The 25,698-nt window shown below is 54.6% G+C and carries 23 protein-coding genes; 10 read left to right on the top strand and 13 right to left on the bottom strand.

The window, feature by feature from the left end; genetic code table 11:
- Positions 1-5: 5 nt before the first annotated feature.
- The 4 genes from coxB to Mal52_RS27460 form a co-directional block, all read right to left on the bottom strand.
- Positions 6-1,058: a cytochrome c oxidase subunit II gene (gene coxB, locus Mal52_RS27475; RefSeq protein ID WP_197534504.1), complete on the bottom strand. Its 1,053-nt coding sequence runs from the start codon at positions 1,056-1,058 to the stop codon at positions 6-8.
- Between the two features lie 286 nt (positions 1,059-1,344).
- A complete protein-coding gene (locus Mal52_RS27470; protein WP_145380024.1) occupies positions 1,345-1,983 on the bottom strand; it encodes an adenylate kinase family protein in 639 nt (212 codons plus the stop codon).
- A gap of 137 nt (positions 1,984-2,120) precedes the next feature.
- Positions 2,121-2,999 (bottom strand): polyphosphate kinase 2, encoded by an 879-nt coding sequence (gene ppk2, locus Mal52_RS27465; protein WP_145380022.1) that lies wholly within the window; start codon positions 2,997-2,999, stop codon positions 2,121-2,123.
- A gap of 353 nt (positions 3,000-3,352) precedes the next feature.
- Positions 3,353-3,772, bottom strand: a complete 420-nt coding sequence (locus tag Mal52_RS27460) for a methionine-R-sulfoxide reductase (protein ID WP_145380020.1) — start codon at positions 3,770-3,772, stop codon at positions 3,353-3,355.
- Position 3,773: 1 nt separating this feature from the next.
- On the opposite strand from Mal52_RS27460, the gene Mal52_RS27455 reads away from it, so the two are divergent.
- The 3 genes from Mal52_RS27455 to Mal52_RS27445 all read left to right on the top strand — a co-directional run bounded on the left by Mal52_RS27455 (position 3,774) and on the right by Mal52_RS27445 (position 8,626).
- Complete coding sequence (locus Mal52_RS27455) at positions 3,774-4,130, top strand: hypothetical protein (protein ID WP_145380018.1); 357 nt, start codon at positions 3,774-3,776, stop codon at positions 4,128-4,130.
- Positions 4,120-6,876 carry a phosphoenolpyruvate carboxylase gene (gene ppc, locus Mal52_RS27450; protein ID WP_145380016.1) on the top strand — a complete coding sequence of 919 codons (2,757 nt, stop codon included), beginning with the start codon at positions 4,120-4,122 and terminating at the stop codon, positions 6,874-6,876. The genes Mal52_RS27455 and ppc overlap by 11 nt, the downstream gene beginning before the upstream one ends.
- Positions 6,877-7,129: 253 nt before the next feature.
- Positions 7,130-8,626 carry an ABC transporter substrate-binding protein gene (locus Mal52_RS27445; protein ID WP_145380014.1) on the top strand — a complete coding sequence of 499 codons (1,497 nt, stop codon included), beginning with the start codon at positions 7,130-7,132 and terminating at the stop codon, positions 8,624-8,626.
- An 87-nt stretch (positions 8,627-8,713) separates the two neighbouring features.
- On the opposite strand, the gene Mal52_RS27440 is transcribed toward Mal52_RS27445, so the two are convergent.
- From Mal52_RS27440 to Mal52_RS27420, 5 genes are all read right to left on the bottom strand, one after another.
- Positions 8,714-9,442 (bottom strand): DUF1559 family PulG-like putative transporter, encoded by a 729-nt coding sequence (locus Mal52_RS27440; RefSeq protein ID WP_145380012.1) that lies wholly within the window; start codon positions 9,440-9,442, stop codon positions 8,714-8,716.
- Positions 9,443-9,451: 9 nt separating this feature from the next.
- Positions 9,452-10,237, bottom strand: a complete 786-nt coding sequence (locus Mal52_RS27435; protein WP_197534502.1) for a DUF1559 domain-containing protein — start codon at positions 10,235-10,237, stop codon at positions 9,452-9,454.
- 1 nt (position 10,238) lies between these two features.
- Positions 10,239-10,970, bottom strand: a complete 732-nt coding sequence (locus tag Mal52_RS27430; RefSeq protein WP_197534501.1) for a DUF1559 family PulG-like putative transporter — start codon at positions 10,968-10,970, stop codon at positions 10,239-10,241.
- Between the two features lie 11 nt (positions 10,971-10,981).
- The gene (locus Mal52_RS27425; RefSeq protein ID WP_145380006.1) at positions 10,982-11,836 is read right to left on the bottom strand and encodes a DUF1559 domain-containing protein; all 855 of its coding nucleotides are present in this window, start codon (positions 11,834-11,836) and stop codon (positions 10,982-10,984) included.
- 89 nt (positions 11,837-11,925) lie between these two features.
- Positions 11,926-12,537, bottom strand: a complete 612-nt coding sequence (locus Mal52_RS27420; RefSeq protein WP_197534500.1) for a TMEM175 family protein — start codon at positions 12,535-12,537, stop codon at positions 11,926-11,928.
- Between the two features lie 170 nt (positions 12,538-12,707).
- On the opposite strand from Mal52_RS27420, the gene gad reads away from it, so the two are divergent.
- Positions 12,708-14,099 carry a glutamate decarboxylase gene (gad, locus tag Mal52_RS27415; protein WP_145380002.1) on the top strand — a complete coding sequence of 464 codons (1,392 nt, stop codon included), beginning with the start codon at positions 12,708-12,710 and terminating at the stop codon, positions 14,097-14,099.
- Between the two features lie 124 nt (positions 14,100-14,223).
- On the opposite strand, the gene Mal52_RS27410 is transcribed toward gad, so the two are convergent.
- The 4 genes from Mal52_RS27410 to Mal52_RS27395 form a co-directional block, all read right to left on the bottom strand.
- Complete coding sequence (locus Mal52_RS27410; RefSeq protein ID WP_145380000.1) at positions 14,224-15,231, bottom strand: hypothetical protein; 1,008 nt, start codon at positions 15,229-15,231, stop codon at positions 14,224-14,226.
- A gap of 246 nt (positions 15,232-15,477) precedes the next feature.
- Positions 15,478-15,879, bottom strand: coding sequence for a transcriptional regulator (locus Mal52_RS27405; protein ID WP_145379998.1), 402 nt, complete (start codon positions 15,877-15,879; stop codon positions 15,478-15,480).
- Positions 15,857-16,480 (bottom strand): hypothetical protein, encoded by a 624-nt coding sequence (locus tag Mal52_RS27400; protein ID WP_145379996.1) that lies wholly within the window; start codon positions 16,478-16,480, stop codon positions 15,857-15,859. Before Mal52_RS27400 ends, Mal52_RS27405 begins: the two co-directional genes overlap by 23 nt.
- 514 nt (positions 16,481-16,994) lie before the next feature.
- A complete protein-coding gene (locus Mal52_RS27395) occupies positions 16,995-17,804 on the bottom strand; it encodes a sensor histidine kinase (RefSeq protein ID WP_145379994.1) in 810 nt (269 codons plus the stop codon).
- A 609-nt stretch (positions 17,805-18,413) separates the two neighbouring features.
- On the opposite strand from Mal52_RS27395, the gene rpsO reads away from it, so the two are divergent.
- The 6 genes from rpsO to Mal52_RS27365 all read left to right on the top strand — a co-directional run bounded on the left by rpsO (position 18,414) and on the right by Mal52_RS27365 (position 25,688).
- The gene (rpsO, locus tag Mal52_RS27390; RefSeq protein ID WP_145379992.1) at positions 18,414-18,683 is read left to right on the top strand and encodes a 30S ribosomal protein S15; all 270 of its coding nucleotides are present in this window, start codon (positions 18,414-18,416) and stop codon (positions 18,681-18,683) included.
- Between the two features lie 324 nt (positions 18,684-19,007).
- On the top strand, positions 19,008-21,134 hold the full coding sequence (locus Mal52_RS27385; RefSeq protein WP_145379990.1) for a polyribonucleotide nucleotidyltransferase: 2,127 nt from the start codon (positions 19,008-19,010) through the stop codon (positions 21,132-21,134).
- 99 nt (positions 21,135-21,233) lie between these two features.
- Positions 21,234-21,953, top strand: coding sequence for a sensor histidine kinase (locus tag Mal52_RS27380; protein WP_231962461.1), 720 nt, complete (start codon positions 21,234-21,236; stop codon positions 21,951-21,953).
- Positions 21,954-22,087: 134 nt separating this feature from the next.
- Positions 22,088-23,500: a sigma-54-dependent transcriptional regulator gene (locus tag Mal52_RS27375; protein ID WP_145379987.1), complete on the top strand. Its 1,413-nt coding sequence runs from the start codon at positions 22,088-22,090 to the stop codon at positions 23,498-23,500.
- A 206-nt stretch (positions 23,501-23,706) separates the two neighbouring features.
- Positions 23,707-24,486: a PEP-CTERM sorting domain-containing protein gene (locus tag Mal52_RS27370; protein WP_145379985.1), complete on the top strand. Its 780-nt coding sequence runs from the start codon at positions 23,707-23,709 to the stop codon at positions 24,484-24,486.
- Between the two features lie 272 nt (positions 24,487-24,758).
- Positions 24,759-25,688: a PEP-CTERM sorting domain-containing protein gene (locus Mal52_RS27365; protein ID WP_231962460.1), complete on the top strand. Its 930-nt coding sequence runs from the start codon at positions 24,759-24,761 to the stop codon at positions 25,686-25,688.
- Positions 25,689-25,698 lie beyond the last annotated feature (10 nt).

Genomic DNA, 25,698 nt, shown 5'->3' with positions numbered 1-25,698 from the left:
GCCCGCTAACGAAGGGATTCCAGATAAGAGACGATGGTTTTGACGTTTTCAGCAGTCAGTTTCATCTCGGGCATATAACATCCCGTTTTGAAAACATGTGGATTCGTGATCCAAGTGATCAGATTGTCGTGATTGTTCTCAGCGGCCCCGGCACCGATCGTTTGACGGCTCATCAAATGCGTCAGGTCCGGCCCAAAAGTGCCCCGCGCGTTGGTGCCGCGAATCGTATGACAACTGGCGCAGGAATGTTCCAAAAACAGCGCCCGCCCGTCGGCGACCGCAGGGTCGTTCACCGCTGGCTTCTTTTCGTTTTCCACCCAAGCTGCGAATTCACTGGGGGTTTCTACAATCACCCGCAGCAACATTTTCGAGTGTTGTGTCCCGCAATACTCCGCGCATTGTCCGTAATAGATGCCAGTCGCGTTCGGTGTAAACCACATCGTGTTGATTCTGTTAGGAATCAGATCGGTCTTGCCGGCCAGTCGCGGGACCCAAAAACTGTGCGCCACATCCGCCGATTCCAATTGCATAAAGACCGAACTGGGATCTGCAGATTCGTCCAGCGGGACATGCAATTCATTCGCGGTGGTGAAACCCAATTCGGGATATTCGAAGGACCACCACCATTGGTTCCCAATCACCCGCACCTGCACGGCATCGCCCGGAGCCTGCGTAGGCCGTTGTTCATTGACGGATCGGACGACCACGAGGAACAAAACAAAAATGATTAACAGCGGCGCAATCGTCCAGGCGATCTCGATCGGCCAACTGCCGTATATTTGCGGGGGTTCCGGCTCATCTTCGGTTTCACTGCGCCGTGCACGGAACCGCACGACAAAAACCGCGATGGCGGCAATCACCAGCACAAAAATCAACCCGGTGATCGCCAACACCAGCATGAAGATCTCGCTGATCTTTTCGGAGTTGTACGAAGCCGTATCGAAAATCGACGTGCTTTCGGCCAGTACGACATTGTCGGTTCCGAGCAAAACCAGAGCCGTTAGCAAGACGCACCGTATGCTGCGGGCGACGATTCGTGAAGGGCGCTTGGCCGTCATCAACACTCCATTCGCGCAAGAGCGGCGTCCCTCGTTCGGCTGATTTGTGCCGTTCGAGCGTTGCAATTGAAATCCATCCTGTGCAACGGGTCTATCCTTCATTGCTGCAAAGTACAAACAAATTCCTTTTGCGGCAACTACGAATTTGAATTGTTGTTGGGAGATGAACGGATTTTATCGACACCGAGAAGTCGCTGCATCGGGTGGTGTGGACCGCCGCCTTGATTCCGCAGGAGGAGAAATCAAATGCTCGAATGAGTTCAAAGCAAAAACTTGCATTGCCGCGCTATACAGAAACACCGAGCTGCGAACGGATATCCTGTTGAACTTCCTGGGGAGGACGCGTGCCGTCAATGTCTAGCACTAACTCCTTGCGGCGGAATAGTTCCAGGACTGGCTTTGTTTTTTCGTGGTAATCCTTCAAGCGTTCGGCCAATGCTTCGGGCGTATCGTCGGGGCGGGAAACCAGTTGGCCTCCACAGACGTCACAGACGTTCTCCACTTCCGGGCGGTGCGAGATCAGGTTGTAGTCCAACCCACATTGGCTGCACAGCCGCCGCGATAAGACCCGCTCGCTCACGACCGCATCGGGCACCTGAATATGAATCACGGCGTCGATGTCGTAACTTTCCAAGAAAAAACCTGCCTGAGAGACGCTCCGGGGAAAGCCGTCGAGGATAAAACCGTAATTCCAATCATGCTCGTTCAGCCGGCGTCGCACAATTGGCTCCACGACATCGTCGCCGACGAGGTTTCCGGAGGCGACAATACGCTTGACCTGTGCTCCCAGTTTTGTGTGATTCTTGATGAGCCAGCGGAAAATATCGCCCACGCTGATATGCACCAAGTCCAGGGTTTCAGCGAGCATTTTGGCTTGCGTCCCCTTGCCGCAGCCTTGAACACCCATGATGACGTACTTGTGCATGTTCTACTCAATTTCAAGGTGACGTGATTCGTTCAGCGCGCATCGGCGGCTGTTTTCAGGAATACCGGAACACAACATCGCCAACCAGCCGAGAAGCCGATCAAAACATTACTCCGAGTCGCAACGTAATGAAAGGCTCACCAGATTTCGTCGATGAATGTCTGATCCTCAATCGGCGGACGCATATAGCCGGTTCCTTCGGGCCGCGGCGGCAATTCGGGAGGCGTGGGGGTCAAATCCTTATAAGGAACCATGCTGAGAAAATGGCTGATGCAATTCAACCGAGCGCACTTTTTAACGTCGGCTTTGACCACAAACCACGGAGCTTGTTTGATGTCGGTGTGCGCGAACATCACATCCTTGGCTTTGGAGTACTCGATCCAGCGCGAGCGCGATTCTACATCCATCGGACTGAGCTTCCAACTGCGGGTCGGATCATTCATCCGCTTCTGAAATCTGCGTTCTTGTTCCGCATCGCTCACCGAAAACCAATACTTAATGACCATGATTCCTGAGCGGACCAACATCCGTTCAAACTCTGGGCAGGAGCGGAGAAACTCCTGATACTGCGCATCACTGCAAAATCCCATCACCCGTTCTACGCCCGCACGGTTGTACCAACTGCGGTCGAACAACACGATTTCTCCCGCAGCGGGCAAATGGGCAACGTAGCGCTGGAAATACCAACTCGTTTTTTCCCGCTCGGTCGGCGTTCCCAATGCCACAACGCGGCAGATCCGGGGGTTCAGGCTTTCAGTGATCCGTTTGATCACGCCCCCTTTGCCGGCGGCGTCGCGACCTTCAAAAATCACCACCACTTTCAGTTTTTCATGCTTGACCCACTCTTGCAGCTTCACCAATTCAATTTGTAGGCGGGCCAATTCCTTTTCATAGATCTTGGAATCAATGGCGTGCTTCTCTGCTTTAACGTCGCCGGTCCCGTTCGTCAAAGCCTCTTCCGCTCGCTGTTTCTTGGACGTCTTCTTTTGTTTCTCGTGTTTTTCTTTCGCCGCCATACTGCCACCAATCGAGAAATGAGGATCATGAAAGGGTGCTTTGCCAGTTTGAAGCGAGCAAGTGCGGTACCAAACAGGGAATTTCATACCACAATGGCGACAACTCCTGAGAACAGTCCGCATTTAATATCTGGCATGCCAATCAACATGGCGGAACATGCGAGGACTTCAGGCAAATCGCCTCCACTCTATCCTGGAATTGCACGTTCGCCTTGTCAAGAAATTTCTTCAAGCGATGCAGGGGCATGCATGGCGAAATCGACCAGCTCTGCATGCCGTCGCCTCCCCAGCGGGGGTCACGCGTCTGGTCCGCATGCCTCGGACTCTCAGCCGATAGGAAAGTTGATCGTCGGCTATTCGCCGTTCAGCAATATCACCGCTGGCAGTGGCTCCCCTTCGGGAATGAACGTCAGCGACACCGAATTCACACAGTGCCGCGTATTCTTCGGGGTCATCCGTTCGCCCAGAAAGACGTGTCCCAAATGACCCTCGCAATTCTGACAAACGATCTCCGTGCGCATACCATCGGCATCCACGTGACGGGTGACGGCGCCGGCGATTTCATCGTCGAAGCTGGGCCAACCGCAGCCGCTTTCGAATTTGTCCGTTGATCGGTAGAGCGGCGCGTTGCAGTGTCGGCAGAGATACGTGCCAGCCGTTTTTCGATCGGCATGTTCACCGCTAAAAGGACGTTCGGTCCCTTTGTGAAGAATGACGCGTGCTTCCTCCGGCGTCAGTGCATTCAATGCGTCGGTTGACGGGCGGCTGCTCATAATGGCGATCCTCGGTCTGCTCACAGGTGAAATGTTGAGTGAAATTGTATACACGCGGCGCAGGAAAACAAAATGCCGGTCCGGCGAAACCCTCGACCACAACCACTACCATGTTTCACACACCGTCGCTGACCGAGTCACAACTGCACGGCTGCCAGGAACAGCTTTATTAGCAATGACCGCCATTTCCGGCCGCTGCTTCGCTTGCTGGGAAGACCGGACGGGGGATACTTGTCGCGATATGCTTGCCGTGCTCTGTATCAATGGTCACACTTCACTGAACATCCACTCAAAATTTGTTTTGATCGGCCACGACTGCTCCCCAGTCGAGACCATGAAGGAAGAATATGCTGTTTGAAAACGTTGACAATAGTTCATTGCATCGGGAAATCGCCGAATTGGGCGAGATGCTCGAACTCACCATTGAGGAAATCGCCGGCCCCGAGTTGTTACAGCAAGTCGCGACCATCGTTCGCATTTCACAAGATCGCCGAAACCATAAGCAACACGCCAATGAAGAGCTCAAAACTCTGATTTCGTCATTGACGGAACCGCAACTACGTGTGGTGATTCGCGCGTTTAGCATTTTTCTGGACTTAGTCAATATTGCCGAAGACCGTCAACGGGTCCGTGTGCTGCGCGACCGTGCGCGAAATGCACAATCCGCACCGCGCAGCGAATCCATTGAGAATGCTTTGCTGCAGTTGAAGGATGAAGGGAGTTCGACCGATCGGATGCAGCAATTGTTGGATCAGTTGGAAATCGAACTCGTGTTCACCGCACATCCCACAGATGCCAAACGGCGTTCCATTCGCCGAAAACTACGACGGATCCGTGTCTTGTTGGACGTCAATACCAGCGACCTGCTCCCCGGCGAACTCGCCCGCAATCGTCGCGGCATTCGTGCTGAAGTCACCAAATTGTGGCAAACCGATTTCGTCCGCCCCTGGCGGCCAACGGTCTTGCAGGAAGTCCAACGCGGCCTTTCTATTCAACCCGTGTTGTGGGAGGTCGTGCCGCAGATTCTCAAAGAAATCCGCGCTGGATTAGCCGACGTCTATCCCGGTGAGACCTTTCGCGAACACCCCTACATCACCTTTGGTTCCTGGATCGGCGGAGACCGAGACGGGCATCCATTCGTCACGCATCGGGTAACGGAACAGACCCTGCTTTGGCTGCGGCAGTCTGCCATGGACGCGCATATCGCCACCTGCCGGAATCTCTTTGAATCACTGAGCGTTTCCAAACGTCAAGTCTCGCTCGGGACCGAAATCGACGACGCGCTGACAGCAGCACTGGAACGCTGGCCGCACTTGCAAGGCATCTTGCGCGAAATTCCGCCGGATGAAATCTTGCGGCGGAACCTGGCTGTGATTCTGCGGCGTTTGGAACAAACGCAAAACGTAGGGCTCGATGATTTCTTTGTCGACGGCGCTTATGCCACTCCGCAAGAGTTGGCCGAGGACGTTTCGGTCATCTACCGGGCACTGCTCTCGACACCCGGCAACGAATTGATCGCCGAAGAAATCTCTGAGTGGATCGATAAAATCAACGTGTTCGGATTCCATTTGGCGCGGCTCGATGTGCGTCAAGATTCGCGGCGCAACGGCGACGTGGTGAATGAGCTGCTGCAATATACGGGTGTTTGTGAAAACGCCGAGACGCTCTCCGAAACCGAGCGACAAGAACTGCTGGCCAAAACATTAACCCAACCCCTCTCGTTTTCCACCGAAGGCCTCTCCGACGAAACGCGGGAAACGTTGTCGTTGTTTCAATTGCTCAAACGGGTCAAAGTCGCTTTCGGCCCACAGACTTTGGGGGGATACGTGATCAGCATGTGCCACGTGCCGAGTGACATCCTCAACGTGCTGTGGTTGTGGGAGCATGCGGATTCGGAATTCCCCTTTGTCAAACCCGACCGCATCCCGCCGCTGCCGATCATTCCGCTGTTCGAAACCATTGACGACCTGCGGCAAGCTTCATCCATCTTTGCAACCATGCTGGAAATTCCCTGCTATCGGGAACATGTGCGGAGCCAACAGGATCGTCAGATTATTATGTTGGGCTACTCCGACAGCACCAAAGACGGCGGTTATTTGGCCGCCTGCTGGTCGCTGTATCGCGCGCAGCAACAGCTATACCAAATCGCCTTGCGCGAAGGGGTGCAACTGACATTCTTCCACGGCCGCGGCGGATCATTAGGACGCGGCGGGGGACCGGCGGCACGCAGTATCCTCTCGCTGCCACCACAAACCTTCCACGGCGCCATGCGGCTGACCGAACAGGGAGAGGTCTTGGCCGATCGTTACGATGATCCCAATATCGCTCACCGCCATATGGAACAGGTCGTCTGGTCGTCGCTGTTGGCGGCGGGAATGCCCCCAGCCGATATTCCTGAGGAGTGGTTTGAATCGATGCGTCAACTTTCCGAGGCATCGTTTAAGGCTTATCTCGAACTCGTCAGGCATCCCAACTTTGTCGATTTCTTTCGGCGGTGCACCCCGATTTCTGAAATCGAAAGGTTGCTCATCGGGTCGCGACCGTCCCGCCGTCGGGGAGGAAGCAGTCTCAGTGATCTACGCGCCATCCCGTGGGTCTTCTCCTGGACACAATCTCGCTGTTTGGTTCCCGCTTGGTATGGGCTTGGCGCAGCGATTCAAGAGTCATTGACCGATCCCGCCGCCTTGGAGCAACTGCGCTCGATGTACCAAAAATGGCCGTTTTTCCGCGCCACCATCGATAACGCCGAACTGGCGCTGAGCAAGACGGATTTGGAAATATCCAAGCAGTACGCGGATCTGACCGACGATGCCTCAGGATCGTCTGAGGTGGGAGATAGGATCGCCGAAGAGTACGCTCGGTCACGCGACGCAGTGCTTGCCATCTCGGGCAACGAAAAATTGCTCGACGGAATTCAGTGGCTGCAAGAGTCGATCAAGCTCCGCAACCAATTCATCGACCCATTGAATTTGATCCAAGTCGATTTGTTGCGGCGTTTGCAGAACCCCCAATCTCCAGAGCATTCCGAGAATGAAGAAAATTTGCGGCATCTCATGCGGCTCACAATCAAAGGGATTGCTGCCGGCATGCGAACCAGCGGCTGATTTGCGGACCCCGGTAGTCCGACAGCGCTAAGTTAAATCACCGGAGTGTGGGTAACCACTTGTCATTTAACAGGTTACGCAGTAGGGTGCCACTGTCAGCTTGTTCGCCAGTGGCACTCTAAATCGGGATGACCCAATATTTTAAGTCCTACTGTCGTACTAGGAACGGGTGTGTCGGGCAATTACACTCTGCACTGTATTCTTCTCTCTTTAAGTTCCTGTCGTATCGATCCCCATTGGAGAAAGCGAACGCATGCGATTCCCGCTTGCTTCTTGGTCCACGTTGTGTCTGTTCATCGTGTTCGGCTGTGTTGGTTGTGAAGACGACAAACCAGTCGTTGAGACCAATCCATTTGCCGGCACCCAAGTCACCGTCTCGTTTCCCGCTGGGCTGGGCCTGGAACAGAATTGGGAATTGGCCTTGGCCGAATGGCAAAAGCGGACCGGAGCCGAAGTCGTTCTCAAGCCGCGAGAGCTGGATGGGAATCAGTCCTTAATTGAGGCCTATGGTGGAAACGCCGATTCCGCCGACCTGATACTGTTTCCCGTGACCGGAATTTCAGATCTTGGGGATGCGGGATGGTTTCCGGTGATCACCGAGCAACTCCGCAAGCCGAATCACTTGGACTGGAACGATTTGTTTAAAGGGCTGCGCGATACCGTCGGCGCTCGGTACGGCGGCCCGGCGACGGTGCCGATTTCTTGCCCTGTGTTGACCTGCTATTACCGCGAAGACCTCTTAGCAGCCGCCAACCTGTCTCCTCCTCGAACCTGGGAGGAGTACCAAAAACTCGCCGAGACGGTTGATGATTGGGCAGGGGGATTGCCGGTCATTGAGCCCTGGAGCGAAGAGTTTCGCGCTACGATGTACCTCGCCCGAGCCGTCTCGTATGTGAAACATCCCGACGAATACACAACCTTTTTCGACATCCGCAGCGGCGAGCCCCAAATCGATGGCCCAGGTTTTCAGCGCGCACTTGAAGACAGCCTCAAAGCCGTCCAAGCGATGCCGCCTGAGGTACTGACTTATGACACTTACGATTGTCGCCGCGAATTTTTCGCCGGACGAGCGGCGATGGCAATCACGTTTGAAACCGGCTTTGAAAACCCGTTACCGGTCTTGGTGCCGGCGAATCCTCGTGAATCAGAAACCATCACCCCGCAACCCCGCGCCGCTGACATCGCCATCGGTTTCGTACGCTTGCCCGGATCGACTGAAGTGTTTCATCGCTCAAAAGACGTTTGGGCGCCCGGAGCGGACGACGGCATCAACTATGTCACGCTCTCCGGATTTGGCGGCATGACCGCCGCGGTCTCCGCTCGCAGTTCTGAGTTGGAAACCGCTGCGGCTTGGAATCTGTTCAAGTTCCTCACGTCACTGGAACAAATGGCAACCACCTTTCCTCCGGACACGCGCACGGTCTGCCGCACCTCGCAGATGTCTTATCCTGAACTGTGGCTTCCCGAAGATATGAGCGCCGCCGAAGGGGGCAGTTATTTGGGCGAGGTGGCTGGCAGCCTCGACAACAAAGCCTTCGTGGCAGCACTGCCGGTCATCGGCCGCGAACAATTTCGCGCCGCCCTGACCGCAGGCTTAACCTCATGCTTGTCCCATCCCGAGTCCGCCGAAGAAACGCTCAAGACGGTCTCCACACGTTGGAAAGAGATCGCCGAAAAAATCGGCATGGAAACCCTCCGCGACAGCTACCGCCGCTCACTCGGCCTGCGCCCGTTAGCCAACCTGGAATAACAACTGATTGTCCCCGCGTTCCCAAACTCTGTTACCTCGTTCCCAAACTCCGTTTGGGAACGCAATTTCCCGAAGCTCCGCTTCGAGTCAGTCAGTTCGCGGAATCTCTTCACCTCCGGCGCGCGTGAACCAAGCACGTGCATCGCCATCAATTTGGTCAGCAATGATCCGAAATACCGAGCCATCGGCACATAAAACCGTAACGGCAATGTTGTCGAAGCCGTTCAAGCCGTTTGGGTCGCCAAAGCGGGTGAATTTCTCAAATTCAATATCGCGCGGCTCAGTCCAGGGAATCCCCGCTCCTACAGCCTCGCCGATGATTAATGTGTTAGATGAGCCGTCGGTCACTTCGCTGAGGCTCACCGGCACCGCGCCGCGGAAAATGCATGGATCGCCGACCATCGCGGCAAAATGCGTTTTTGTTTTATCTCCATCATAAAATCTCCCGCCATAGGTTACGGGCCGTTTGTCCAGCAAGCGGATATTGTGAGGCCCGTCCCACGGTTCCGAGAAATCGTAGGCTTTGTACAATGCGCCTTGATCCATATAAGGCAGGATCAACACCCGCCAGCTATGCATCGGATTGCCGTCCTTGTCGGTGACATAAGCCGGCGGAAAGCGACCATAGTCATCATGATAAGTGTGTAGCGCCAGTCCGATTTGTTTGAGCATGCCGCGGTTCCAAGTTGCCTCGGTGCCATGCATGCCCCACAAAACCACACGCCACGCCAAAAAGCCAAAAATCACGGCAACGCCGAGGCTCCAGTAGACCCACCGTCGGCGCTTCGGCTTGGCAGAGTCACTGGCATGGTCCATTCGGAACTCCTAGTACGGTGGCACCTCTTCCCCACCGGCGCGTGTAAACAGCGTTTTCAAGCTCTCCGCAGGCATCTCCTCGCTCACAAAATGCACGCTTCCATCAGCGTGCAGCATAAATGCGCCCCCATAAGCACCATCGTGTTCGCTACTAAAACCATCGACATCGCCAATGTGCTTGAAGGTACCCAAGCTCACATCGCGCGGCTCGGTCCAGCGAATGCGCGACCCGGTCGATTCCCCAAGAACAACTGTGTTGCTGGATCCGTCGGTGATTTCACGGATTGTGACTGGCACGGTTCCCCGCATCACGCACGCATCGCCCACCACAGCTGCGTAGTCGGTCATCCCCGCTTCCGCGTCCTTATGGCTGGGGCAACGATATAGCTCAGGCGTTTTCTCCAACAGGCCGATATTGTGCGGCCCGTCCCACGGCTCGTCGAAGTGATATTGATCGTGGAGGGCTCGGTATTTTGAATCGTAGAAATACGGCAAAATCAACACCCGCCAACTGTGCATCGGTTGGCCTTGGTCGTCCGAAACATATGCGGGCGGAAAGGTGCCGTAGACATCGTGGTAGTTGTGCAGCGCCAGGCCGATCTGCTTGAGATTGTTGCGGCAGGCCGTCCTGCGAGCCGCTTTGGGATGCGGACCGACCGAGGGCATCATGAGCAGAAAGAAAACAAAAAGCACACCAGCAAGAATGCCGTATACGATTACACGCTTTACAAAGGGCCGTGAGTCGGACGTCTCGTTGCGGGGAATGGCTATGCCTTCGCCTTCGTAATAAACCATGTCAATCTCCACCCGCACGTGTAAACATCGACCGGGCCAGTTCCTTGTCAGGCGCCTCGTCGCTAAGAAAGTGCACAGATCCATCGGCGGACAGCATATATGCTCCTCCGACGGGAAAGCCGCCGCTGAAACCATTCGCGTCGCCCCAATGCGTGAATTGATCGAAGTCCACGTCCTGCGGCTTGGTCCACGGAATCCCTGCCCCAACGGCCTCGCCTGCAACGAGCGTGTTTGACGTGCCGTCCCGGATGTCCTTGATCGCCACCGGTTCCGTCCCTTGCAATACGCACGGTTCCCCGACGATGGCGGCATACGCCGTCATGGTAGTATCTCCCTGTTGGCCGGGACCGCGGTAAATATTAGGACGCTGCGTCAGCAACTTGACGTTGTTCGGGCCGTTCCAGGGTTCGGAGAAATCGTATTGCTCATACAATTCTTGCGCCTGCTGTTCCCCAAGATAAGGGAGAATGAGCACCCGCCAACTGTGCAGCCGGCGTCCGTTTTCATCCGCGACATAAGCAGGGGGAAACGCTCCATAGTCGTCGTGATAGTTATGTAATGCCAGACCGATCTGCTTGAGACTGTTTCGACGTTGGCCACGAAATAACGAGTCGCCACCACGTGAAGACTGTAGCACTGGGAGTAACAGCAGAATCAGCACGATGATGATCACAACCACCACGACCAATTCGATTGTTGTGAAACCCCGCTTATCGATCGATTGCCTGTCCATGTCATCCATTCCTACCACACCGGTATCATTTCTCCCCCCGCATGCGTGAACAGCGACCGCGCCACGTCCGGGTCTGTCTCTTCGGACAGAAACTGTACGCTGCCATCGGCAAACAAAAAGAAAGCGCCGCCGCTGTGGTCGCTGCTGAATCCCGCCGGGTCGCCGATATTCGTATACGTGTCAAACTCCACGTCCCGCGGCTCCATCCAGGGGATCCCCATGCCGGAGACCTCCCCAACCAGGATCGTGTTACTCGCGCCGTCAGTGATGTCCCTGATAGCGATCGGCTCCGCGCCGGCAAAGACGCATGGTTCCCCCGCGATCGCCGCGTAATATGTCGAGGTCGCGTCCAAGTCACTGCTGGGACAGGCGTAAACGGGTGGGCGGTTCGCTAACAAGCGGCTGTTGTTGGGGCCGTCCCACGGTTCGTCGAAATCGTATTGATCGTACAGCGCCTGTTGGTCCAGGTACGGCAGGATCAACACCCGCCAACTGTGCATCGGGCGGCCGGTTTCGTCAGCGATATAAGCGGGCGGAAACGACCCCCAAACATCGTGATAGTTGTGCAGAGCCAGACCGATCTGTTTCAGGTTATTCCGGCACTGCGTCCGCCGCGCCGCTTCACGCGCTTGCTGAACCGCCGGCAACAACATCGCGATCATGCAGGGAACGACTAGTAATGCGCCACCGCCCAATACAGCGACTAAAATCCATGCTGTCGAAGTAGACGATTTCGGCGGAGGATCACTGGAGGCATAGGCAGCGTCTCCCTGGACCGCCGGCGCACCGGTCAGGTCCGAGTTGCAATACCGGCATTTGACCGCCGCCTCTTGAATCTCTTCAGCACAAAACGGGCAGGTCTTCATCTTGAGTCGCTCCAGGATAAGCAGATAGGTGAACGGCAGCAGCGGTTCATCATACCCGCTGCAATTCCCGTGACAACAAATTTATTGGGTCATTGCCGTTTGGCTTTGACCATAATCACCGCTCCGAAAATCCACACCAGCAGCGAGAAGTGCAAACTGATAAAAGAAATCAGCACCGACAGCGCACCGGATATTCCATAAACGTGTCGTGCTGCCCAAGGATACGTCAGCAAGGGGGGCGGTTTCCCCGGGTCGCGCAAATCGGGCCGGCTGGCCATACGATGGGCAATGAGCATCAGCGAGCCTCCGCCTGTGGCTAAGTCGACATTGAACAAGATCACGGCAAAGCGATCATTGTCGTAATGTCCGACCAGTGAAGCTGTATACGGAATCAAAGTCACCAAAAATATGTGCAAGAAATTCAGGCTGACGATTGTTAAGTCGCACTCGCGCTGATGCGTAAACAGCCGGTGGTGCCGCTGCCAGATTTGAGCCACCACGGTGAAACTGGCAATATAGGCCAAGAATGTGGGGAATTGCTGCAAGACGTCTTCCACCAGTGCGTCATTCGAGAGGTTGGCATCCTGCGGCGGCTTGAGGTCCAACACGAGCAACGTCAATACAATCGCGTAGACGCCGTCGGTCAGTGAACATAATCGGACCGGAGAAGAGGTCCACCTTGCATCGTTATTCGATTTCATACATCTCACCTTGCGTGAAATTCGATTGCCGGTCATTGTGCCGATGGCCCGGCCAACAAAGAAAGTAAGTTGCCAAGCCTGCATCGACGGCGCACAATGACCGTCGAGCTGACAGCCACCAACACTTGCACGATAACGAGTCCCACTGAAATAGTTTTCAAGGCAAAAGCATTATGCATAAAAAAGTCGATCTCAGCGAATTATCTCCGGCCGATACGATGCTCACCCCGGCATACGGGGGGCGAGCGGTCAATGAACCTGTGCCCAAATACGAAATGCCCGCCGGAGAGTTGCCCCCTGAGACCGTCTACAACCTGATCCACGACGAATTAATGCTCGATGGCAATTCGCGGCTGAATCTGGCAACGTTCGTCACCACTTGGATGGAGCCGCAAGCCGCCAAGCTGATGGCCGAGACGTTCGATAAGAACATGATCGACAAAGACGAATATCCGCAAACCGCTGAGATTGAACTGCGGTGCGTAAATATTCTTTCCCGCTTATGGAATGCCCCCAAACAGGCGACCGCCACCGGTTGTTCCACGATCGGTTCCAGCGAAGCCGCAATGTTGGGCGGGATGGCGCTGAAATGGAAATGGCGCGACCGCCGCAAAGCCCAAGGCAAGCCGCACGATAAACCCAACATGGTGATGGGCATCAACGTGCAGGTCTGCTGGGAAAAATTCTGTCGGTACTGGGAGATCGAACCGCGCTTCGTGCCGATGGAAGGGGACCGCTACTGCCTCAACGCTGAGGAAGCCCTCAAGCTGGTCGACGAAAACACCATCGGTGTCGTCGTCATCATGGGCAGCACGTTCGACGGTCGTTATGAAAACGTGAAAGAGGTCAACGACGCCCTGGAAAAACTGAATGCCGACACTGGTTGGGAGGTCCCCATTCATGTCGACGGTGCCAGCGGCGGCATGGTCGCGCCCTTTTTGCAGCCGGACCTGGAGTGGGATTTCCGTCTTCCGTTGGTGAAATCGATCAACACCTCGGGACATAAATTCGGACTGGTCTATCCCGGCGTGGGTTGGATCATTTGGCGGGACCAAGCGGAGTTGCCCGACGATCTGGTGTTCCACTGCAATTACCTGGGAGGCGATCTCCCAAACTTCGCGCTCAATTTCTCGCGGCCAGGTAATCAGGTCGTCGCACAGTACTACAACTTTCTGCGGTTAGGCCAAGAAGGCTACCGGCAGATCCACGAAGCCTCGCGGGAAGTCGCTATGTTTCTCTCCGGAGAAATCGCCAAGATCGGCCCGTTTGAATTGATTTCCGACGGCAGCGATATTCCCGTGTTCGCCTTCGCCGTCAAACCGAGAAACAATTTTTCCGTGTTCGACATTTCCGACAAAATGCGCGAACGAGGCTGGCTGCTCCCTGCCTACACGTTCCCCAAAAACCGCGATGACTTGGCCGTGCTGCGCGCAGTTTGCAAAGAAGGCTTCACCCGCGATATGGCCAACATGCTATTGATCGATCTGCGGCGGGCGGTAGAACATTTCCAATCGCAGCCAGAGCACACCGCCAAAGTAAGCGGCTCAAATTTTCACCATTGATGCCAGCACGCAGGTTAAAAGAACAACAAGTCGCGATGGTGCAGGCCGTTTAATTGGGGAGGCACGAGAGAATCGTTCTGCGTGACTTGCGATTCACAAACCAATCACATCAGCCCATTCGATATCAAGCAAAATCAGATTCCTTCGCAATCAAATCGGAATCAACGATCAACCGCCACTTTTTGTAAGAATCCCCTGATTCCCCTTGGCGCGATTTGCGATGCACCTCCAGGTCATCAAGAATTGATTTCGGAAAGCTACAATTTTTCAATATGGTTTTCGTATTGTTAGAACCATATACATCACGTCCCCCTACCTCCCCGTGACGATTGATCGAAAAGTTGTCACCGGGCATGACTTTGGAGACTTCTCCACGTGCGAGGCTGCCGTGATCCATGACAAAATAATGGTAGTCTTGTGACTCCTCTTCTAAATACCACAATGACCATTCACTTCCGCAGTCAACCGCACCGACCACCTCAATCTCATTTTCTTGCATCATTGGCAAGAGTTTCGGTACCCGCGACTTAACCCACTCGAATTGTCTGATTTCTGAGCCAGCAATCTCCCAATACAGGCGAGCCGCTTCCGTCTTCCAATTCGAAAAGTCGGACGCCTTGTCCATTCCAGAAGCGAGGTTTCCGTAACGTACCGCATTGGGGTAGACAAGTATGTCACAAGCCTTCGCAGCTCCTGTAAGCAAATCCAAGTCGATATCGGTTGTCTTTACGTACACTCTCCATAAAGGATATTTCGCTAGAATATCATTCTGCAAAAGCGTGATGAATTCTTCTCGAATCAATTCATGAAACAGAATCAACCAAACCGTTCGCCCCCTCGGAAGATCGAAATTTGAGTAATAATCGACCTCGAAAACCGTTTCCCAGTGCCCTAAAGGTGTAAGATTAGGATACCTTTCTCCAGCTAGGTATCGGGGTGGTAACAATCCGGAGATGGCTTCGTGAAATTGTGTCCATTCTTCGATCAATTGTTCGGATGTGCAGTCCGGGAGCTTTTGAACCGTCTGAAAATAACGAAGCCCTTCAAGCACTCCGTTTGGATCGCGAGACTGCTTTTGAAGGTTATAAACGACATCATCGTCGGCAACCGTCGGGTATTCGTGATCGGTCATTGGGGCGCTTACAAATATGTTGGCGTAAATCGTGGTTACTTCGTCAGGAATGCAAATTCATGAGCCAATGAGTCGTCAGATAGGACAAGAATCGCATGAGGCCGTTATTTTAGCGCGGCAGCCGAATTGCCCTTGAGGTTGGTTTCTAGCCCCAAACCTTTGCTCAAATGGCCGGAGAACATTCCTGCGGCTTCGTTGGCACCCCGACAACTCGACGTTGGTCATTTGGCGGTCGACAGCCAGCACTCACACCGGCGACCAACCTTCGGTGATGGTTTTATCCGCCGCACGCTCGGCGGCTTCGGAATTGACGGCGTCGGAGACCACGTTTTCTAGCACGTTGATATATTCCGTGAACCGTTGACGTCCCACGTCTGACAACCGGCAGAGCGTTTGCGGGCGGTTGTTCTTCAGCCCTTTCCAGACTTCGATCAACCCAGCTTCTTTAAGGACGTCGATGTGTCGGCTGAGGTTGCCGTCGGTCAGTGCGCAGAAATCCTTCAAGTCCGAGAACAGCAAGCCGTGCGGATGCGCGACGAGCGAGGTCATAATGCTCAACCGGGCGCGTTCGTGGATCACGCGTTCCAAACCGTTGTAGGCGAAACGTCCGTTCTCGGCGGCGGATTCAGTTTTTGAGGGCTTCGTCATCGTTTCGTTCCAACGTCCAATACAAGACAGCAGCGGTCGCCAATTGGCCCAATCCGAATGGCATACCCATCGCCCACGGCGAGAGCGCCAAGTCGCCCCGCGCCACGGCCAAACAGACAATGCCGCTAATCACATAAAATGCAGCTACCCAAAACACAGCTTTGGGCAACAAGCGATAGGTGGCGAACATTCCCAGCCCAATCAGCATTTGCCACAAACCGGGCAGCATCCAAATCGTTTCTTCGGCGAAATTGACCAAGACAAATGTCAGCAGCGCACCGGCGATCACACTGGGAAAGAATTGCTCCGCCGCCAACAGCATAATGCTTTTGGAATAAGCCGATTGCGAGGTGCGGGAACGCATCCACATCTCGATCGCTTGCGCTCCCAGGCTGATCGCCGCCACGCCGATCCACAAACTGAGATAGTGCGTCGATTGTGCCAGCGGATTCTCGATCCAACTGGCCTGCGCAACGGCTGCGGCAATCGCCAGTCCGCCGGAGCAGGCAACGGGAAGCGCGCGAAAACCACGAAACACCTCCGCCCGCGCCATCTGTTGGCGGATCTCGGATATCTGAACCAGTGCTTCCTGGAGTTCCATAGCGGGGACAACCCTCAAGTGGCGAACATGCTTGCTTTGTAGTACAAAGCTACACGCCCGCACAGGCTGCCGTCAAGAGAAATCACCGGGAAGCGTCGCCAGAGCCGGATCATGGCAGGGGCCCCTGGGCGCAATTCATGAATAGCGTCGTACGGCAATCGCACCGGGTTTCATGGTAATTGAGAGCAGTGACACCACGAACAGCCCATTGAAATATCGCAAAATAATCAAGAGTCGGGTGCCACTGCTGGCTTGTCCAGCAGTGTTTTGCCGATCACCTGTTCCACACTGGCGGACAAGCCGCCGGTGGTACCCTTTTTCGGGTGGGCTGCTACATGGCAAACAGTCAAAGCTTGTGCGTCGTGCGTGAAATTCGTGGGGGAATTTCTGTCGATCCACTCGCACAATGCGACCGCAAGCGGTCGGTTTGGGATTCTCGGGAGTCATACCCGAAAATCCGTGTTTCATCTGTGTTCCATCTGTGGCTAAGAAAACCCGGCCATTTTGGGCTGCGTTACGATTTTGATGTCGCAGCGGGACCACGGAAGATGTTGGTTGGCTTTTTGACGTCGCTCGCCTGAGCCAAGGGGAATTTCAGCGTAAAGGTCGTCCCTTTGCCGACGGCCGAATCGACTCGCAACCGACCGTTGTGCGCCTCGATGACGTCGCGGGCCATCGCTAGTCCCAGCCCCGTGCCACCTTGTCCCTGCTCATCGACGGTCTTGGTGGTATAGAACTGGTCGAATATCTTTCGCAGTTGGTCGGCAGGAATTCCCTGTCCCGAGTCGCGGATCGAAATTTCGGCACAATTCGACTCCGGATTCGCTCGGATCCCGATATCCAACCGTCCCCCGCCATCCATCGCTTGGCGGGCATTGATGATCATGTTCAACAAGACCTGTTGGATTTGGCTGGCGTTCACTTCGGCAACCGGTTGGCCTTCGACATGCGTCTGCATGCGTACCCGATGATTCTGCAGGTCTTTTTCCACCAACACCAAGACATCTTGGACGAGTTCCACAAGATCCATCACTTCTCGGCGATCACTGCCGTTGCGGGCGTAGGAGAGCATGCCGGTCGTGATTTTGCTGGCGCGCTGCCCGGCGGCCAGAATCTTGTTGAATGCCTTCTCGCGTGTCTCTTCGTTCTTATGCCGCAGGCCCATTTTGGCGTAATTGATGACGGTGGTGAGAATGTTGTTGAATTCATGCGTCACCGAAGAGGCGAGTGCGCCGACGGAACTCATCTTTTGCGCTTGCATCAATTCCTCGCGGAGGGCTTTGATTTCAGCAAGGTGTTTTTGGCAATCGTGTTGGTCCGTCATGGAAGATTCCCACCGATCATTATTCTGGATTTCAATACGTTCCCTGCAGACACGTGCGTGGCGGTCGTGTCGTAGGTTTCGTTTGGATAACACTAATCGTATCGGTGCTGCTCAAGCCGTAACTGTAGTAGACCACAGGTAACCCGCACCCTTAGCCCAAAACCTGCCCAGCGATGACCCGGATGTACGGGAGAGTCAAATTAGCGACTTTGCCACAGGTTCTCCGGTTCTGGTTGCCTCCCCGAACTGCTGCGCGGAGTCATTTTCAGGTGTCGTTGAGTATTTCAACGAGTATGAGGCGCGATGTAAGCCCAATGATAGTAGTTGTTTATGCGTGATTTCCTGTGCGGTGGGGCAGTGGGGGGAATGGCCGATTTCTTCGTCGTTGGGGGTGTCCGGCGGACCGGTTGAAACTTGCTGCCTTGAGCTGCCGGGGTTGGTTTTACCGTTGCATATTCCCCCAGCATTGATAGAGTTAAAGCAATTCTTCGACCCCGATTTTTACCGGGGCCGGAACTTCACTTCCAAATGCTGGAAACGGGCTGCCTGACCCCGCGACTTGGGCACCCGGACTCACTATGCCGTTGCGGGAAAACTAGGAAATGATGGATGTCGATTACCAAGGATCGTAAGTCGGAATTGATTAAAGAATACGCTCGTTCAGACGGGGATACCGGTTCGCCGGAAGTACAAATCGCCGTATTGACCGAACGGATCAATGAGTTGACCTCACACTTGCAGACGCATCCCAAGGATCACGCTAGTCGGCGCGGTTTGTTGATGCTGGTCAGCCGTCGACGGGGACTGTTGGATTACCTGAAAGGGAAGAATCAACAGAAATACGTCGACATCATCGGGAAATTGTCGATTCGTAAGTAAAGATTCCGTCCGGAACGCCGCGCGGTTTCCGGCTGCGCGGAATCAAGCTCCGGCGGCGATGCTGTTCGAGACAGACGAGTTCCAGTTATCAAAACTGAAATGCACTCGTCTCCGCCGTTTGGTTGCACATGCGTTTCGGCGCCAGTTGGCCATGCGCGATATATACCCACCCCAAAGTATTGCGAGCAACGCGGTATCAATTGGGTTGGTCAGGAAAAATGTGTTGGCTTTTGTGTTGGATTACCGGTGTGACCCGTCGAAAGTGGTTGCATCAGCGGAAATTTGTGTCGTTAGGTACCGGCTGGGCCGGGTGAGGTGAATGCAGTGAAAGTTGTTGTCGAACGAGAATTTGCAGGCAGAAAACTCAGTATCACAACTGGCGAAATTGCCAAGCAAGCCGACGGTTGTGTGTTGGTGCAATATGGAGAGACGGTCGTACTTGTGGCCGCTCAATCCGGTCCCCCGCGACCGGGAATCGACTTTTTTCCGTTGACTTGCGATTACCGTGAGCGCATGGCGGCAGCCGGTAAATTCCCCGGCGGGTTCCTCAAACGCGAAGGACGGCCCACAACACGGGAAATCCTCACCAGCCGCTTGATCGACCGTCCGATTCGCCCCTTGTTCCCCAAAGGGTACCACGAAGAAGTACAAGTCATGGCCAACGTCTTGGCGTTCGACCATGAAAACGACCCGGACATCCTGGCCATGCTAGGGGCCAGCGCCGCGTTGTGCATCGCTCCGGTGCCCTTCCAAGGACCCATCGCAGCTGTCCGCGTTGCTCACGTCGATGGCGAATTCGCCGTTTTGCCGACGCAGGAACAACTGGATGTTAGCGACTTGGACTTGATCGTTTCCGGTTCGAAAGACTCGGTGTTGATGATCGAGGGGTTTGCTGCCCAGATGGACGAAGAGCGCATGTCCGAAGCGATTATGTTTGCTCACAAGCACATCAAAACGCTGTGCGAAATTCAAGAAGAGCTCATCGAAAAGGTTGGAAATTCGCCAGTCGAATACGAGGCTCCGCCCGCCAATCCCTTCGATGCGATTGTCACCGAAAAAGCGCTGGATAAAATCCGGGCCGCTAAGGAAGTCTCGGGCAAACACGCCCAAGCCGACGCCACGAAGGCTGTGCGCGACGAACTGATGGAAGAGTTCTTCCCCGAAGGTGTCGAAGAGACTGCCGACGGCGCAACGATCGGCGATTTGAAAAAAGCATTCCACGACGTCGAAGCCCGAGCGATTCGGGAAATGACGCTCGGCGGCAAACGGCTCGATGGTCGTGGTCCGACCGACTTGCGTGCGGTCTCTTGCGAAGTGCAGATCCTGCCCCGTGTCCACGGTTCGGCTCTGTTTACTCGTGGCGAAACCCAATCGGTCTCGACCGTCACGTTGGGAACGACGCGTGATGAACAACGGGTCGACGGATTGTTTGACGACTACGGCAAACGGTTCATGCTCGATTACAATTTCCCGTCCTATTCGGTCGGTGAATGTCGCCCGATTCGTGGTCCCGGACGCCGGGAAATCGGTCATGGTGCCTTGGCCGAACGTTCCGTTAAGCCGGTGTTGCCCAGTTCCGAAAATTTCCCCTACACCATGCGGGTGATTTCCGACATTACTGAGTCCAACGGGAGTAGCTCGATGGCGACGGTTTGTGCCGCCACATTGAGCCTGATGGATGCCGGTGTGCCAATCAGCCAACCGGTGGCCGGAATTTCCATTGGTTTGGTCAAAGAGGGCGACGAATATGTCATTCTGACCGACATCATTGGGAACGAAGACCACTTCGGCGATATGGACTTCAAAATTGCCGGAACCCAAAAAGGGATCACCGGCATCCAATTGGACCTCAAGATCGACGGAATCAGCGAAAAAATCATTCGTGAAACTTTGGCTCAAGCCAAAGAGGCGCGATTGGATTTGCTGCGATCGATCCTCAGTGCGATTCGCCGGCCGCGTGAAGCGATTTCAAGCTTCGCGCCGCAATTGCTGCAAACTTCGATCGACCCGTCCAAGATCGGCTTGTTGATCGGGCCGGGCGGCAAGACGATTCGCGCCATTCAAGAAGAAACCGGCACGACCTTGGATGTGGGTGAAGACGGCACGGTGACTATCGCCGGTGCCGGTGGATCCCAAGTCGAAGACGCCTTGGCGCGTATCGAAGCTTTGACCGAAGAGATCAAGGTCGGCAAGATCTATAGCGGAACCGTCAGCTCCGTGAAGGACTTCGGCGCGTTTGTCGAAATCGCTCCCGGGAAAGATGGCCTTTGCCACATCAGCGAGCTTTCCGATGGTTATGTGAAATCGGTTGGCGAGGTGTGCAAAGAAGGGGACAAGATGCACGTGAAGGTCATCGCCGTTGACGACCAAAACCGCGTCAAACTCTCTCGCAAAGCCGCCATGGTCGAAATGGGTGAATCCGACGAAAAGGCCGAGTCGGACGAGTCCTAACTTTGCGTCGTGATAGATGATTAAGAATTTCACGAGGCTGCGACTCGCATCGCAGCCTCGTTTCCTTTTGCGCGTTCCAGCGGAAAGTGGGTGATCCGGATGGCCGCTGAATCCATGAACGCAGCCGAACAGCAGCGGTTGCTTGATCAATACGAGGAGATCGCTGCGCTGGCCGGTGGTTTGGCGCACGAAATCAAAAATCCGCTCTCGACCATCTTGCTGAGCCTCGAGTTGTTGCAAGAAGATATCGTGGAAAGCGAAGTCGCCAACGGCCACCGTATGTTGCGGAAGGTGGAGACCGTACAGCGCGAGTGTCAGCACCTGCAGTCCATCCTAGAAGAATTCCTCAATTTTGCCCGCATGGGTGAAATCGACTTGGCCCCGGCTGATTTGAATGAAGTGATCAGCGAATTCGTCGAATTCTACAAAGCCGAAGCTGCAGAGCAAAATGTAGAAATCAGCCCGCACTTTCAAAGCAATATTCCCCACGTGCGTCTCGATCGCGCGCTGTTTCGTCAAGTTCTGATGAATTTTGCCTTAAACGCGCAACAAGCCATGCCCGAAGGCGGACTGCTGGAATTGCAAACCTATACACGCGATGGCGAAGTTCTGCTGGATTTGATTGACAACGGCGTTGGCATGAGTCCCGCCACGGTGGAAAAAATGTTTCAAGTGTTTTACTCCACCAAATCCGGCGGCAGCGGACTCGGACTCCCCACCGCCCGCAAGATTGTTCAAGCACATGGCGGCCGCATTGCCGTCGATAGCGAACCGGGGCGCGGAACACGTTTTACAATCGCTTTGCCCGCCGCGGATTGATCATTTTCATCGGAATGTCTACTCTTAGCTGTCACGATGAAAAACTTCAGGCGCGCATCCGCTGTCAGAAGTCGAACTAGAGACGCACAGCGCCATACCCCCCCCCAAAAAAAAAAATAAGAAGCTGATTGTCCATGGCGGACTCCCAAGACAATTCCATCGACCTCTCGGCGATTCAGATCCACGTGCTGATTATCGACGATGATGAGCCGCACGCGCAGGCAGTCGCTGAAAGCTTGGAACGGGTCGACTACGATTGCACCGTCGCCGCCTCGGGCGTACGGGGGGCCGCTCTGATTGAGAGTGATACATTCGATGTCGTCGTCACCGATCTCAAAATGGACGACATGGACGGGTTGGCGATTCTCGCCAAAGCCAAAGAGGAACTCCCCGACGCTGAGGTGATCCTGCTCACCGGACATGGTTCGATCAACTCCGCTGTCACGGCCATGCAACACGGGGCCTATACGTACCTCACCAAACCGCTCGACATTTCTGAACTGCGAGCGGCGGTCGAAAAGGCTTCGTCACGCCTCAAGCTGGCCCGCTACAATACGCAACTCAAACGACAACTCGACGAAAAATTCGGCTTCGAAGGGGTGGTCGGCAACACGCCGCAAATGCTGAAGATCATCACGCAACTGCAGCAACTCGCCCCAACCGATAGTTCGGTATTGATCTTGGGGGAAAATGGGACCGGCAAGGAACTGGTGGCCAAGGCGATTCACCAAAACAGTCGCCGCAAAAATAAGCCATTCGTACCGCTGAATATCTCGGCCCTGTCCGAAGGTATTCTGGAAAGCGAATTGTTCGGCCATGAAAAAGGCTCGTTCACCGGAGCGGAGCGGCGGCGGATTGGACAATTTGAATACGCCAACGGTGGCACGCTGTTCCTCGACGAAGTCGGCGAAATGCCCATGTCGACGCAAATCAAGTTGCTCCGCGTACTAGAGGACGGTCAGATCAATCGTGTCGGCGCCAACGAGCCGATCAAGGTGAACGTCCGTTTGGTGGCTGCCACCAATGCCGATTTGGCGCAGATGGTGGAAGACAAAAAGTTTCGCAAGGACCTGTACTACCGCCTGGATGTGGTCAAAATCAATCTCCCGCCGCTGCGGGAGCGCCGGGGAGACATCCCGCTGTTGATCGAGCATTTCATCAAAGAAATGACGGCACGACATGGACGTGAGGTCGAACATGTGTCGAAATCGGCGCGGCAAGCACTGATGGCCTATGACTGGCCAGGCAATATCCGCCAATTGCGAAATGTCATCGAACGGATGGTGGTCGTCGATATGGACGGATTGTTAGACGTCGACGATCTGCCCGAAGAGATTGCCCCCCCGCCGCGCGCGGGTGATGAGCCAATTCTGGGATTCGATGGCCACGATGCTCTGATCGGCAAGTCGCTCTCCGACATCGAGCGGTTTTACATCGAAAAGACTCTCCAGTTGACCGAGGGCAAACGCGAGGAAGCGGCCCGCATTCTGGGGATTGGCGAGCGGACGCTCTACCGCAAAATCAAGGAATTCGGGCTGAATCAATAGCCCGCTGCGCCTGAAGAATCTCGCTCGACCGCTCTTTGGTGAATGTTAAGAACGGTTGAATGTAGGGATTGTACTGAATTGGGCGATTCTGCTTGTAATTCCCTCTGCGAGGCTTCAGAATGGGCCTAACCAATTTGCTGCAATCAAATTGAATTGCGCTCCAGCTACCGCCGGAATTCGGCCCAGCTTCAATACTGCTAATTTCCATGCGGGCCACCCTGGATTTTGATTTCGTTCTGCCCCACTTAAACCATGGAATGTTGAGGAGAGATGCCCCGATGAAGAGACTTACTACAGGATTTGCGGTTATTGCCGTTGCAGCCTTGCTGACAACGACGGCACAAGCTGGGAATGTCACGCCCGATGTAATTTTTGGCAGTGGCAATCCCAATGGCGGCTGGACGATCAGCCAGTCCAATGGAGTGGAAGTTGGTTTGCGTGGCAAGCAGCGGTTTGGACCTGTGCTTCCGAACAGCGGAGGCGTTTATCAGGCCACACCTGGAATTTCTTCCGGAACCGCAGCAACGTGGAATTACGAATTCTCGGCAAATGTCGATTGGGACGGTACAAGCGGTTTGACCCTGGCTGACGTGCAGGTGATGCTGGAGATCGACGTCGATCCCTCTGCTGGCGTAAGTTTCTTGGGGCCTTTTGATGTCTTCTCTGCGTGGACAGATAATGCGGTCGGAACCAACGCCACTGGAAACGGCGGCGGCGTCATCGACAACGCTAATCTGAACCTCTACAACGTCGTGCAGAACTCGCAAAACCTCGGTTGGGCGCCAATCGCGTTCGATCCATATGCCGACGGAATTTACGATTTCCGTCTGACGGTTCTGGACGCTAACGGAGGCACGCTAGCTCAGACGACGGCGCAAGTGGTCGTCACTCCCGAACCCTCCAGCGTGGTGCTGCTCGGCATCGGCATGGTCGGATTGGTTGGCTTCGGCATGCGTCGCCGCAAGCAAAATCAAGCCGCTGCCTAAAAATGCTCTCCGCTGCTTGTCAGCTGGTTTGAGTCATTTGAGGAATAGCTAGGAATACGACCCGGGCGGGTGTGATAGTCTGATCACGCCCGCCCTGTCGTTGCTCCGATTGTGGCTGGATTTGGCGAGATTCCCCAACGGTGGAACCTTGCCGCGCAAAACTGCGCACAATCGATATCTGAACAGGAACAACGACTGTGGCATTTAGTTCCGCAGTATATAAGAATGAATCGGATAACAATCGCTCACCATTTAGCAGTAGGAAAGACAACATGATTAAAAAAGTTATGCGTTCACGATGGCTCGTTGCCGGAATGGTAATGGCCGTGTCGACTTGCCTTGTATCCAAGGCACAGGCTGGTAGCTTCACCGATTTTGAATCGTTTGCACTGGGAAGTGTGAACGGGCAAGGTGGATGGAGCGCGACAAACGCCAACATCGACCAAGGAGTCGTTGATGATGGCACTGGGAATCAGGTTTGGCGGATTTCCAATGCAGTGACTGGAAGCTCGTTTGGTGATATGCCTTTTGCGCCGCGGCCTGGGGGAATTCCCTCACTTCCGTTGGATCCCACCAATTCCATGCCGAATGAATTCGCGGGCGAAGGTTCCACCGGCGCGACCTATAACCGCTACTTTACGGAATTCGACTTCCAATCAGCGACTGGTGCCGCTCAAGCTGGTTTGAGCATTACGCTGAGCCCCGACAATGGTTCCGGTGGCCGTCAAGGATTTGTTGATATCGAAGATACTGGGTCTTCGCTGGAGATCATTACCTATGACGTGGATTCCTCAGGTAATTTCGTCGGACCGACGACAATTTCGACGGGCCTTAGCTATACCGATTGGCACACGCTGGGAATAGAAGTGCTGTTCATGGATGGTGTGGAAAACGATGTTGTTAACTATTACGTGAATAACAGTCTTGTTTATTCTGGAACGAGTTGGGAGCAATTTTATGCCATCCACCAACCGGCCCTGCAGCCATTGGGTGTTCCCGTGCAAACGACACTGTTTCGAGTTTCTGGGACTGCTGCTACCGGTACCCTGGGCGGAGGACTGTACATTGATAACGTATTGACCGAAGTCAATAACGTGAATGCCGTTCCCGAACCCTCCAGCATGGTGCTGCTCGGCATCGGCATGGTCGGATTGGCCGGTTATGGCATGCGTCGCCGCAAGCAACGTCAAGCGGCTGCCTGAAACCATCTGA

Source organism: Symmachiella dynata (genome assembly GCF_007747995.1).
Taxonomy (GTDB): domain Bacteria; phylum Planctomycetota; class Planctomycetia; order Planctomycetales; family Planctomycetaceae; genus Symmachiella; species Symmachiella dynata.
This window is presented reverse-complemented; position numbering and strand designations above follow the sequence as displayed.

Coding starts and splice junctions, on each gene's coding strand:
- coxB (WP_197534504.1), bottom strand. CDS start 1,058: ATGACGGCCAAGCGCCCTTCACGAATCGTCGCCCGCAGCATACGGTGC.
- Mal52_RS27470 (WP_145380024.1), bottom strand. CDS start 1,983: ATGCACAAGTACGTCATCATGGGTGTTCAAGGCTGCGGCAAGGGGACG.
- ppk2 (WP_145380022.1), bottom strand. CDS start 2,999: ATGGCGGCGAAAGAAAAACACGAGAAACAAAAGAAGACGTCCAAGAAA.
- Mal52_RS27460 (WP_145380020.1), bottom strand. CDS start 3,772: ATGAGCAGCCGCCCGTCAACCGACGCATTGAATGCACTGACGCCGGAG.
- Mal52_RS27455 (WP_145380018.1), top strand. CDS start 3,774: ATGGCGATCCTCGGTCTGCTCACAGGTGAAATGTTGAGTGAAATTGTA.
- ppc (WP_145380016.1), top strand. CDS start 4,120: ATGCTGTTTGAAAACGTTGACAATAGTTCATTGCATCGGGAAATCGCC.
- Mal52_RS27445 (WP_145380014.1), top strand. CDS start 7,130: ATGCGATTCCCGCTTGCTTCTTGGTCCACGTTGTGTCTGTTCATCGTG.
- Mal52_RS27440 (WP_145380012.1), bottom strand. CDS start 9,442: ATGGACCATGCCAGTGACTCTGCCAAGCCGAAGCGCCGACGGTGGGTC.
- Mal52_RS27435 (WP_197534502.1), bottom strand. CDS start 10,237: ATGGTTTATTACGAAGGCGAAGGCATAGCCATTCCCCGCAACGAGACG.
- Mal52_RS27430 (WP_197534501.1), bottom strand. CDS start 10,970: ATGGACAGGCAATCGATCGATAAGCGGGGTTTCACAACAATCGAATTG.
- Mal52_RS27425 (WP_145380006.1), bottom strand. CDS start 11,836: ATGAAGACCTGCCCGTTTTGTGCTGAAGAGATTCAAGAGGCGGCGGTC.
- Mal52_RS27420 (WP_197534500.1), bottom strand. CDS start 12,537: ATGAAATCGAATAACGATGCAAGGTGGACCTCTTCTCCGGTCCGATTA.
- Mal52_RS27410 (WP_145380000.1), bottom strand. CDS start 15,231: ATGACCGATCACGAATACCCGACGGTTGCCGACGATGATGTCGTTTAT.
- Mal52_RS27405 (WP_145379998.1), bottom strand. CDS start 15,879: ATGACGAAGCCCTCAAAAACTGAATCCGCCGCCGAGAACGGACGTTTC.
- Mal52_RS27400 (WP_145379996.1), bottom strand. CDS start 16,480: ATGGAACTCCAGGAAGCACTGGTTCAGATATCCGAGATCCGCCAACAG.
- Mal52_RS27395 (WP_145379994.1), bottom strand. CDS start 17,804: ATGACGGACCAACACGATTGCCAAAAACACCTTGCTGAAATCAAAGCC.
- rpsO (WP_145379992.1), top strand. CDS start 18,414: ATGTCGATTACCAAGGATCGTAAGTCGGAATTGATTAAAGAATACGCT.
- Mal52_RS27380 (WP_231962461.1), top strand. CDS start 21,234: ATGGCCGCTGAATCCATGAACGCAGCCGAACAGCAGCGGTTGCTTGAT.
- Mal52_RS27375 (WP_145379987.1), top strand. CDS start 22,088: ATGGCGGACTCCCAAGACAATTCCATCGACCTCTCGGCGATTCAGATC.
- Mal52_RS27370 (WP_145379985.1), top strand. CDS start 23,707: ATGCGGGCCACCCTGGATTTTGATTTCGTTCTGCCCCACTTAAACCAT.
- Mal52_RS27365 (WP_231962460.1), top strand. CDS start 24,759: ATGATTAAAAAAGTTATGCGTTCACGATGGCTCGTTGCCGGAATGGTA.